The organism is Nitrosomonas sp. Nm34, from assembly GCF_900113925.1.
In the GTDB taxonomy this organism is placed as follows: domain Bacteria; phylum Pseudomonadota; class Gammaproteobacteria; order Burkholderiales; family Nitrosomonadaceae; genus Nitrosomonas.
The window spans coordinates 1-11,016 of record NZ_FORD01000069.1; the positions used below are offsets into that span (position 1 = coordinate 1).

At 41.0% G+C, this 11,016-nt stretch carries 9 protein-coding genes; 4 read left to right on the top strand and 5 right to left on the bottom strand.

Features of this window, described 5'->3' with window-relative positions:
* Nucleotides 1-127 precede the first annotated feature (127 nt).
* On the bottom strand, nucleotides 128-532 hold the full coding sequence (amrB, locus tag BM283_RS15590; protein ID WP_090694735.1) for an AmmeMemoRadiSam system protein B: 405 nt from the start codon (nucleotides 530-532) through the stop codon (nucleotides 128-130).
* 722 nt (nucleotides 533-1,254) lie between these two features.
* Here amrB and purM point away from each other — a divergent pair.
* From purM to BM283_RS15605, 3 genes are all read left to right on the top strand, one after another.
* Nucleotides 1,255-2,313 (top strand): phosphoribosylformylglycinamidine cyclo-ligase, encoded by a 1,059-nt coding sequence (gene purM / locus BM283_RS15595; protein ID WP_090694737.1) that lies wholly within the window; start codon nucleotides 1,255-1,257, stop codon nucleotides 2,311-2,313.
* A gap of 15 nt (nucleotides 2,314-2,328) precedes the next feature.
* Nucleotides 2,329-2,967, top strand: a complete 639-nt coding sequence (gene purN, locus BM283_RS15600) for a phosphoribosylglycinamide formyltransferase (protein WP_090694740.1) — start codon at nucleotides 2,329-2,331, stop codon at nucleotides 2,965-2,967.
* Nucleotides 2,968-3,112: 145 nt separating this feature from the next.
* Nucleotides 3,113-4,369 carry an RsmB/NOP family class I SAM-dependent RNA methyltransferase gene (locus tag BM283_RS15605; protein ID WP_090694743.1) on the top strand — a complete coding sequence of 419 codons (1,257 nt, stop codon included), beginning with the start codon at nucleotides 3,113-3,115 and terminating at the stop codon, nucleotides 4,367-4,369.
* A gap of 286 nt (nucleotides 4,370-4,655) precedes the next feature.
* On the opposite strand, the gene BM283_RS15610 is transcribed toward BM283_RS15605, so the two are convergent.
* From BM283_RS15610 to BM283_RS15625, 4 genes are read right to left on the bottom strand one after another with little or no spacing between them, the layout of a single operon-like run.
* Nucleotides 4,656-7,640 carry a bifunctional diguanylate cyclase/phosphodiesterase gene (locus tag BM283_RS15610; RefSeq protein ID WP_090694745.1) on the bottom strand — a complete coding sequence of 995 codons (2,985 nt, stop codon included), beginning with the start codon at nucleotides 7,638-7,640 and terminating at the stop codon, nucleotides 4,656-4,658.
* Nucleotides 7,641-7,652: 12 nt separating this feature from the next.
* Nucleotides 7,653-8,870 (bottom strand): hypothetical protein, encoded by a 1,218-nt coding sequence (locus BM283_RS15615; protein ID WP_090694747.1) that lies wholly within the window; start codon nucleotides 8,868-8,870, stop codon nucleotides 7,653-7,655.
* A 22-nt stretch (nucleotides 8,871-8,892) separates the two neighbouring features.
* On the bottom strand, nucleotides 8,893-9,345 hold the full coding sequence (locus BM283_RS15620) for a type 2 periplasmic-binding domain-containing protein (RefSeq protein ID WP_175492183.1): 453 nt from the start codon (nucleotides 9,343-9,345) through the stop codon (nucleotides 8,893-8,895).
* Nucleotides 9,346-9,357: 12 nt separating this feature from the next.
* Nucleotides 9,358-10,158 carry a PEP-CTERM/exosortase system-associated acyltransferase gene (locus BM283_RS15625; protein WP_090694749.1) on the bottom strand — a complete coding sequence of 267 codons (801 nt, stop codon included), beginning with the start codon at nucleotides 10,156-10,158 and terminating at the stop codon, nucleotides 9,358-9,360.
* 632 nt (nucleotides 10,159-10,790) lie between these two features.
* Here BM283_RS15625 and BM283_RS15630 point away from each other — a divergent pair.
* On the top strand, nucleotides 10,791-11,016 hold a 226-nt coding region (locus BM283_RS15630; RefSeq protein ID WP_217646558.1), incomplete at its 3' end, for a hypothetical protein.

Consider the following 11,016-nt stretch of genomic DNA (forward strand, 5'->3'; position numbering starts at 1 on the left):
TTTCTTGAAAATATGAGGATCATCTTTGATGACTATCTTCCTCGCTGGAACTACCGGGCAGTCCCACAAACAATCTGATTTCGGGAAGTTATTTTTAGCTAAATCCTAAGATACTTTGCAGAAATGGCTATTGCACTTCCAAGGAATGCTCCAACGCATGCGTTTGCCAGCTGACCGTCACCTGGGGTAAATGTATGGTGTCAGTGATGGCAGCTGTATCAATCATCATTTGACCTATTGGTGAGGTAAAAGCATTAACATCCGGCAACGCTAGACCACGTAATGCCGCACGGTGCGCCGGACCTAGCAAGATAACACGCCGAATACGCTCAGCAAAGGAACAAAGCGTGATGTACACCGACGCTGCAATCGCACCCAAATAGATATAACCAGCATGCGGCACAATCAATGCTTTAGGTATTGATTTATGTGGCTGGGCCGCGCTCAATAATTGCTCGATATGCTCAGCTAATTGTTGCGAATCGGCTGGATAAAATAGCCCTGCTACAGCAGGGGAACGGACGGTAACCATGAAAAATTTCCCTCAGTCAGATGACCGCTAATATAAGGGCAATCTCTGGCAAATCAAGCAAATATCAATTGGAATTAAACCATTGCAAGATTAAAAAAAAACAATAAATCAATCAAGAACGCACCGTATCCAGATATTGCTTATGCAAATTGATCACGCTGCTCCACCCCTGAAACTGCATCAGTGCGGCAAATATCGCAAGTAGCAAATCTACGATTGCACCCAGATAAGATACAAATACAAAATCCCCGCCAAGAGTCAATTAATACAGCAAATTCTAGCCCAATCACCCATAAACCCATCACTTAGACACCACTCGCTCATAAGGATAATGACTGCAATAGACCCCGTCAGAGCTCTGCCAGCACACGATCGTTTCATACATAAGGATACAGCTGCTTTCGCCAAATTGGCGGTATCCACTCATTGAGTTAGGCAATCAAGAAATTTCTATCACGGAGCAGATAAAGGAACACAATGAGTGCAAGCAATAAATTCATTAAAAAATCTAATATCGCCAGCCGATACTGATATAAGCAATCACCCGGCTAAGATAAAACGCGCTAGTATTGGCTCAGGAGATAAATCAGTGTTCCAAGCACGCCGATAAAAATGATCTACCAAAGAGAATGTTGATCTTCAGAGTCTTTAGTGTTCATTTGCGGTAAAATTACATTTTACTAAAATGTGCCACTCTATCCGTAACCAAGTGAGAATTCAACTTGACTTCATCTAATCCCCAACATCCTAAATCAGATCAGCTATCCTATCGCGACGCCGGCGTAAACATTGATGCAGGCAATCTTCTGGTTGAGAAGATCAAGCCTTTTGCTCAACGCACATGGCGTCCGGAAATACTCGCCGGCATCGGAGGTTTCGGTGCACTCTTTGAAGTCCCGCAGAAATACCGTCATCCTGTATTAGTAACGGGAACTGATGGGGTAGGCACTAAATTGAAACTTGCCTTTCAATTTAACCAGCACGACAGCATTGGAATCGATTTGGTTGCCATGAGCGTCAATGATATTCTCGTGCAAGGTGCAGAACCCTTGTTCTTTTTGGACTATTTTGCTTGTGGCAGACTAGAAGTCGATACTGCTGCTCGGGTTGTTCAAAGTATTGCAGCAGGTTGCATGCAAGCTGGATGCGCCTTAATTGGGGGTGAGACAGCTGAAATGCCCGGCATGTACCCAGAAGGTGAATACGATGTGGCCGGTTTTGCGGTAGGCGTCGTAGAGAAAGATAGCATTATTAATGGCTCTTCCATTACGGAAAACGATGTCGTTCTCGGAATTACTTCCAATGGCGTGCACTCGAATGGCTTTTCATTAATCCGAAAAATTATTGAAAAACATGCTATTGATTTGAACAACAAGTTTGAAAATGGCACGCTGATAGAAGCTATTATGGCACCAACCCGTATCTACGTAAAACCTGTACTAGAGCTATTCAGACGATTGCCGGTAAAAGGTATAGCTCATATCACCGGGGGAGGATTACTAGAAAATATTCCACGCATTCTGCCTATGGGAACAATGGCTTATGTTAACAAAGAATCTTGGGAAATTCCTCCTTTATTTCATTGGCTCCAACAGCAAGGCAACGTTACTGATGAAGAAATGTTCCGGGTTTTCAATTGCGGTATAGGAATGGTTTTGGTGGTTGCGCCAGAGTATGCAAAAGAAGCTATAGCTGTCTTACATAATAATGGAGAAACAGTCTGGCAAATCGGTCACATCAAGCAACGTGATGCTAATGAACCAGCTATTCTGATTGTTTGATCAGCCACATACCTCATGAAATCCTTGGTTATTCTTATTTCTGGTAGAGGTAGCAACATGCAGAGGTTGCTCGATGCCAAACTCCCGGCAAAGGCCATCACTGTGATCAGCAATAATGCGGCTGCAACAGGATTAGAAATTGCGAGATCGCGTCATATCGAAACACATGTGTTAGATCATCGCGCTTATCCCAGCCGCGAATTGTTCGATGCTGCGCTCGCAGAAAAAATTGATGCCTGCCAACCTGACTTAATAGCACTTGCTGGTTTCATGCGCATTCTTGGTAATAGTTTTGTTAGCCGTTATCAGAATCGATTAATCAATATTCACCCCTCCTTATTACCCGCATTCTCCGGTTTGAATACGCACGCACGCGCAATCAATGAAGGTGTAAAAATACATGGATGTACAGTACATTTTGTTACCCCACAGCTTGATCATGGTCCCATTATTGTTCAGGCTGCGGTACCTGTCCTGCCAGAAGATACCACTGAAACCCTGGCTGCACGGGTTCTCCAACAGGAACATTTGATTTACCCGCAAGCTGTACGCTGGTTTCTGGAAGATCGGCTTATGCTTACCAGTAATAGTATAAAAATTCGAGAAGCGACTACAGACCAACATGTTTTATATTCGCCTCGGTTAGATCAATAAACATTTGCTTCAGACCCATTGATCATTCCAAAATTAATTTTTGCTGTGTCTTTAATTAATGTGGTAGCGCCCGTCGTCAAAAACAAACCATTCTCATAGGCCAATCTGAAGCGCTGACAAAATATTCTCTTTATTATCATTTACCATGCGCCTAACATTTACTCAACTGGATATGGCCATAGCAGCCATACGTACGATATTACCGCTGGAATCTCCCGCCGATATCCTGCTACGCTTGTTTTTCCGTAATCATCCAATGGCAGGCCAAAATGATCGAGCTGCAGTTGCAGAGATTGTATACGGTATTTTACGTCACAGGTTTTTTCTAGAACACCTGGTAGAAAAAGCAACCCCCCGCGCCCTGCTTCTCGCCTACCTCGTCAAATTTGAAGGCTTGAATTTGCGCGAACTAACCACCTTCATCAGTGAATCTGAAGCTAAATGGCTCGCTCACATTAAAGCAATCAATTTAGGCTCGCAGCCTCTTGCTATTCAAGCAGAATTTCCTGACTGGTTAATGGAAAAGTTACAAAAATGTTTATCTGATACCGAGATTCTTAGATTGGGCCAGGCGCTCCAGCAACCCGCTCCTTTAGATTTACGCGTTAATACATTGCTTGCAAAACGTCATGAGGTACTCACCCTATTAAATCAGAAAGGTATCAAGGCACATGCTACACCCTACTCACCTATCGGGATTCGTCTATCCGGGAAACCCGCTATTAATCAAGATCCGCTGTTTCTTTCTGGCAAAATAGAAGTACAGGATGAAAGCAGTCAGATTCTAGGCTATCTGCTGGCACCTCGACGTGGCGAAATGGTAGTTGATTTTTGTGCAGGCGCTGGTGGCAAAGCACTGATGCTGGGAGCGCTCATGCATTCCCAAGGCCGTATTTATGCTTTCGATATTTCTGAGAAGCGGCTCAATAATCTAAAGCCACGGCTTAAGCGCTCTGGTTTGTCCAATCTGCATCCTCAACGCATCAACAATGAAAGTGACATCAGGCTAAAACGTCTGTACGGAAAAATAGATCGGGTACTCGTTGACGTACCTTGCAGTGGATTAGGAACTTTACGCCGCAACCCGGATCTGAAATGGCGGCAAACACCGCAGAGTATTGGAGAATTAAAACGCAAACAGGCCGCCATTCTTTCTTCTGCTGCCAATCTACTTAAACCGGGCGGCAGGCTGGTTTACGCTACCTGCAGCCTTCTACCGGAAGAGAATCAAGACATTGTAAAACACTTTCTTTCTGACAATCCTCATTTCGTTCAATTAAATTGTGCGAGTCTACTGGCACAACAAAAGATACCGCTTGATACAGGGGAATATTTGCAACTATCACCTGTACTTCACCAAACTGATGGCTTCTTTGCTGCGGCTTTGGAGAGAGAAAATTAATCTGATCCACTTATTCCATTTCAACAGTCATTGTCAGTTTGCTGCCCACCCCATATAATGAAACGCATTTAGAAATGCTTGCTCGTTATCCGATACTAGAGGCGCCAGGGGTGGCGCTTGGAAGAAGTAACTGAATAAGCATTAATTGACCCAATATGCCGTATTGCAGGATTTAATTGCGATACTACTTTGCGCTTAAATTACGTAGTGTTTCACGCCAAATTAAACTGATTTTGTCGGATTTACCTTGCCGTATCATTGATACTATCTACGGCTCGCCTTTGCGTCATTTTTGATTTCGAAACGGAATTACTTTTTTGCCAGAATAGGAATACTCTAATTTATTGACAGCACCATCAAACTTCAGGTGATGGAAGATCTCATTCCCTGCACATGGCTTACCAATATAATAGCCTTGCGCAAAATCAACTCCCATTTTTTCCAGCAAGATAAGCACTTCCTCATTCTCAACAAATTCAGCTGTAATTTTCTTACCAAACTCCCTTGCCACGCTACATAAGGCTTTAACCAGTACTTGATCAGCAGAGCTATTTGCGAGATCTTTAACAAATGAACCATCTATCTTTACGGCATCGACCGGCAACTCTCTCAAATAGCGAAAAGATGAAAAACCAACACCAAAATCATCCAGCACAAAGCCGCAGCCAAGTTTTTTAATTTCTTCAAGTAATTGTTTAGTTCCAAAGAAATTCTCGAGAGCTGCAGTCTCTGTTATTTCAAACATTAAAAGAGTGGGATCGACGCCATGAAATATCAGTTCATTTCTAATCAGGGGGAGTAATTCCGGATCTTTGAAAGCATGTGCAGACAAATTGATTGACAAGCGAATTCGATTACCCGGTTTATTGATTATGGCTGTTTGGGCAATAGCCTTGCGCAACACCATATGATCGATCTCGTGGATAAGACCAATATGTTCTGCAGCAGCAATAAAAGCCCCAGGCGTATAAATGGTACCATCTTTATCGCGCATACGTAACAACACTTCATAATGGGTAATTGTTCTATCACGTAGCGACATAATCGGTTGAAAATAGAGCAAATACTCATCATATAGATTGGCATACTCGATCTTTTCTTTCCAATAGACCAGAGTGTGCATTCGTTCTCTTATTTCATCGTCATTGGAAAATAAATGCCAAGTTCCCCGTCCTTTATCCTTGGCCTGATACATAGCAAGGTCAGCCGCAGCCAATAAATCATGCATCGTATTACCATGTTCCGGAAAAAGAGCTATCCCAATACTTGCCGCAATTTTGTGTGTCCTATTATTTACGATTAACTGGGTTTCATTTAAGTGAAATAAAATTTTCTTAGCAACCTCAATAGCCCCGCTTGCCGTAACTTCTGGCAGGATAACTGCAAATTCGTCTCCTCCCAAACGCGCCATTATATCTGTTGCACGAATGGTATGAGACAGCATATCGGCAACTTTTTTGAGTAAAGAATCACCTGCCTGGTGCCCGCTGGTATCATTAATGTACTTAAATCGATCGAGATCGAAAAATAACAATGCACCCGGTTGTTGGTTTTGCTGCGACCAAACGACCATCTTCTCGAGCTCTTCACTAAAACGGCGTCGATTATATAAATTGGTCAATGGATCATGATTAGCCAGCCATATCAAATTACTTTCAACACGCTTGTATTCTGTAATATCCAGGCCAACGGAGAGTACTGATGAATCTTCTTCAGATTGCCACGACAACCGGGAATGCAACCAAACAATATGTTTTTTTGAACCATCATTGCATAAAGTAATCGTCTCATGCCTTAATTGTTCACGTTGACCGTAACATACCTGTTTTAATTCATCGCCAAGATGATATTGCGCCCCATCCAGCAACAGCAACTCAAAAAAAGTTTTACTTTGAATCTCTTCTTCAGTATAACGCATCAGCATTTCGCCATATGCATTCAACATCATTATCTTGCCTTTAACATCTTGAGTCAGCACGACGACTTGCGCTGTATTCAGCAAATGCGCAATAAAATCTTTCTCTTTACTTAATTCATCCCGTTGCTTTACAAGCTGCTTGGTACGATAAATGACTTTATCCTCCAGCTTCTCAAGCTTATGAGATAGGGTTATTGCTGCTTCATAAAGAAGATCGATCTCATCCTTTAGCCAATGCTTCCTACCCATTGAGGAAAGCGTCGCTCGGAAAATTCCAAAGCTTCCTCCCGCTAAGAGTGGCAAGGTAAATACGATATGCTTAAGCTGTGAAAGTGGCTTGGAAAGAATGGCAAATAATAATATTCCTGAAAATATTAAACCAATTAAACCAATGCTGACGATACGCCAAATAGCATCACGAATTGCTTCAATGGTCTCTGTAATATCAGTAATGATAACCAAATGCGCCTGATCCGTCACACCTATCCCTTGTAACGGCAAAAGTTTTATCCGCTGATGGCGCTTATTCCATTGAGTTTGAATTCCTTGCTTGAGGCTCACAAGATCTGGATATTCTTTTAACGTTTGATTAAGGATATCAATGTTTTTATCTCTATTGGTCAATGCTGCCAAGCGTATATCCCACTCAGGAAACCATACATCATTATGGGTGATCTTGTATTTTTTTTCTTTTAGAAACAAACCAATATCCGAACCAAATGTTCGCTTAAAACCCAAGAAAACATCAGCTAGTGAGGCGCCAATAACAATCGTTCCTGCACGGACACCTTCTATCAGAAGTGGCTCGATCGTATACTGAATACAACTTTCCAGGCAGATCAATGGGTTAGCTGGATGTTCATGAAAATTGACTTTACTCACATGCTCCTTGATAAGCTTGTCACGATAGATGTCTGGCTCGAAACTATCCCAACCTACTAGGAGTTGATCAAATTGATCATAAAATCTTACCGCTTCAATTCCATTCTGGAGCTGCAATAATGGCCAGTGATGGTCAAATGCCTCTTCAATTTGCTTAGTATTTTGTGTCGATAAGGCTACATCCATCCCCTTCAGAAAAGGGAGCATCCTGATGAGTAAATGAGAATTATGTGAAATTTGCTCAATTAGCTTTTCGACTTCGCGGACATGACGCTGATATTGCTGCTCGCTTTGTTGATCAATATTATTGATGAGTCTCTTATAGCTAATGATGCTGAATATCGTAACTACTATCAGCAATATCATGCTGGTAAGTAGCGTAATTTTCCATTTCAAACTGACAAATTTGGATGATGCCTGATCAGCAAATCTGGCAAAATGAGTTGCTTTTCCCTGGACACTTTGTTTCATGCAGATTTCTGCTTAAAAGCGGTAAGAAGCCTGGGCTGCAAAAAGATTCCAATGTTGATCTGTGAAAGTAGAATTTGGATTATCCAATGTAGATAACCAGCCTGTGCCATTTACCCGATGATACTCAGCACGTAACATAATCGAGGGGGTAATGTTCCAGCGCAGACCCAAAGTCAAATCCTTGGCAAAACGGCTATGTGCAGGTCGCCCGCCTTTAAAATTGTTAAGCTCGTTTGTAAAAGCGTTCCACTCATCGCCATCACGATCTTTTCTATCAGCATAATAGGCATCATACCGCACTACGGCTTCCCATTGTGGATTAAACCGGTAAATACCTTGAAAATAGTAGCTTTCTCCGGTAAAACTCCGATCAAGGACAGGATTATGGAAATTTTTCATATCGATATGCCGTAATGCATATTCCGAGGTAAAACTCCAGCGCTCAGCATTGTACTGCAAAGAAAAAATTAGGGGAATAAATTCAAGTGAGCCTGCACTCAATTTATCACCTTTCTCTGCCGGATCATAGCCCGCGTTGACCTGTGCGCCACTTATCCCGAAGCGAAAGCGCCCGCCATCTCGCTCATAAATTATACGTCCTATATAAGATAATCTCGGTGTGAGTTCTCCTGGCTGTGATTTTTGAAAAATAGCCGCTTCAGTATTTTTATTGTCGACCTGTGGAAAAACCACACCGAACTGAGCAGTGATATCTCCCCAGTCATTACGTGATTCGCCATAGATTTGTACGCCGTCCGAAGCCATCCCTAAATTTCGCGTACGGTCAAAATAGATCGATTGAGGCAACAAAATACTTGGCCGAGTAAAAGGCACATCACGCGTATCATTATAAAAACCAAGCGGATTCTTGGTTCGTCCTAAACGTACCCCAAGCTCCTTAGTCTCACTCGTTATTGCAGTATAATCTAGAAAGCCATAATCAATACGAATCCCCCCCTTACTACTTTCACCTGCCTGACGTGATAATAATTGCATTGAGAATTGGAGATTGGTTATTGGTCGATGCGATGCATTTACCCCAATCTCTCTAAAATCGAAGCTACCTTTACCACTGCTACTATCTCCAAATACATCATTTTTTGTATCTGTAGTCTTAATGTAACCTTGGCTTAGAAAGCCGTGGACCTGCAGACCATTCAAAACTTTTTTCTCTTCCGCATTAATCCAGGATGGATATAGAATAACTAATAGTACTCCAATTCGTACCATGTACCTTTTCAAAATACTTAGTCTATTCAATATGAAGAATTTGGATAGTGTCATCTATATTCACTCTCTTCAGATAACCGATAGCGCCGGGTGTACTAGCAACCCGCGTACGTATTTCTTCTTCAGAATTTACTAGAAAGGGTGCCTGACCTGTCCCTGAAAAGATAAGCCGATCCCAAGCTGAACGTAATTGGTATGGAAAGATATTGAGTTTTTCTTTGGCAAAAAGATTATGCAAAGGTGCTTCGTCGGGTAATACGAATACCCTAATAGGGGAACCATCTTGCCATGCTCTAAGACGCATACCAAAAATAGCACGTAACGAGTTTCTGGAAAGATTCCGTACAGGTACGCTGGGATGAACGACCACTTCAACAGAATCACTGTCTAGTGTACCGCTTGTGGCGGGTGTTACACCGATTAACAAAAGCAGCAAAAAAAGACAGCACAAATAATCAGTGAAACGTACCGCCATGCAAAAAATGTTCTAGCAGGTCATTATACTTATATCAGTATTTGGCTTATCCTGCCGAGGTGCAGATATTATCTTTAAATGCTCAAGCTTCGCTGGCCAGATTCTACCATTATCAGTCACTAGCTCCCATATTTCCCGATGATTGGTATACATCCTTTCCAATACATCAAGCAAACAAACATAATAAGGTCGACGCAAACCATGGTGGTTCACTAGTGGTCCGATAGGATCAAACTGCATACCATAAAAATTCAATAGCCTATTTAGAGCAGGATTCATTGATGATAGCCAGTAATAGATATCATTTTTAGCACACAGCTGAATAACGCCAACAGCCAACGCGAGCATCGGATGGGGAAACCGCCTGCGCCCTTTCGCATAATCTCCCATTAAATTATTGTCATCCAAAAAACGAGAATCTTCTTTCCGCTTGAAGAAATCACTACGAATAATGAATCTAGAAATTTCGGTTGTATGTTTACGCAATATTTGTATATTTACATATTCTTTGTAAAATTGACTATACAACTCCATTGGGAATTTTTGACTAATATTCAAGTCATTAGCCATTATCAAACGCGTAGTGCCTATAAAAGAATTGGATGATCGGTGGCGCAAAAGAAGATGTATCGAGTAATCGTCATATTCATCTTTTTCTTGTCCATCAGGATAATTATCTGCTTGAAACCCTGGAATACCTTCATGAATGCATAGAACTTGATATCTCAAACTAAACACTTCGTTCTTCAATGCTTGAGTGTTGGCAATCACGATTTCGAAGTATTCATGAAATGCTGAAGTAATATCATTCATGACAACTCTTAGAAAATAAAGTAAAATTTTTAAAAAATAATTATTAAATTAATTTTATTGGTCAGCTAATTAGCATTAAATTCAAGCTCATGAAGTGACTCAAGCTGCACTTTTTCAACATAAGAAATATCCATTAAAAATACAAATATTATTCTATAACAGCCTTTAATCTAATAACATTTTTAAAACTGAGAAAATTGGAAGCATATATTTGTTGACAAAATTTTATAGTTTAATATTCCATGCTACAGAATCTGTGTCGCCAAAAAATGACGAATTATTATAGTTGGTCAAAATATCATGGAATAATAAAAAAATATACATAAAGTGATAATAATTGATTAACTCAAAATAGATTGGGAAATAAGCATATGTTTTCTAAATGTTTATTTAATATTACAATATCATATATAATTTTAGTATACATAATGGCACCACGATATCCCATATATTCATACTACTACTGTTCAAGCAAATTGCTAAGTGATGGGAGTTACCTCACAAATATAAACAATTTTGCATGATTCCAAATCATTTAAATGCGAATTAAGAGCTGAAATAGAAGCCAGTTCATCGATAACGTTAAACTATTGAGGAAGATATCACCCAACCTCAATAAATCAAGATAACGAATGAACTGGCAAGACCGATTAATAGCGATTTATCGCTATGTTTGCAAGCATTATCAGCAAAACCTTTGGATTTATAGTCAAAGAATGAGCAACCACGCGGATTTAAGCTTTAGCGACGAAGAAGTGATTACCCTCTTCCTGTTCGGTGTAATGGACAAGCATAGAGAGATCAAAGGTATTTATGAGTATGCGGATCGCCACTTACGCGATTGGTTTGCACGACTTC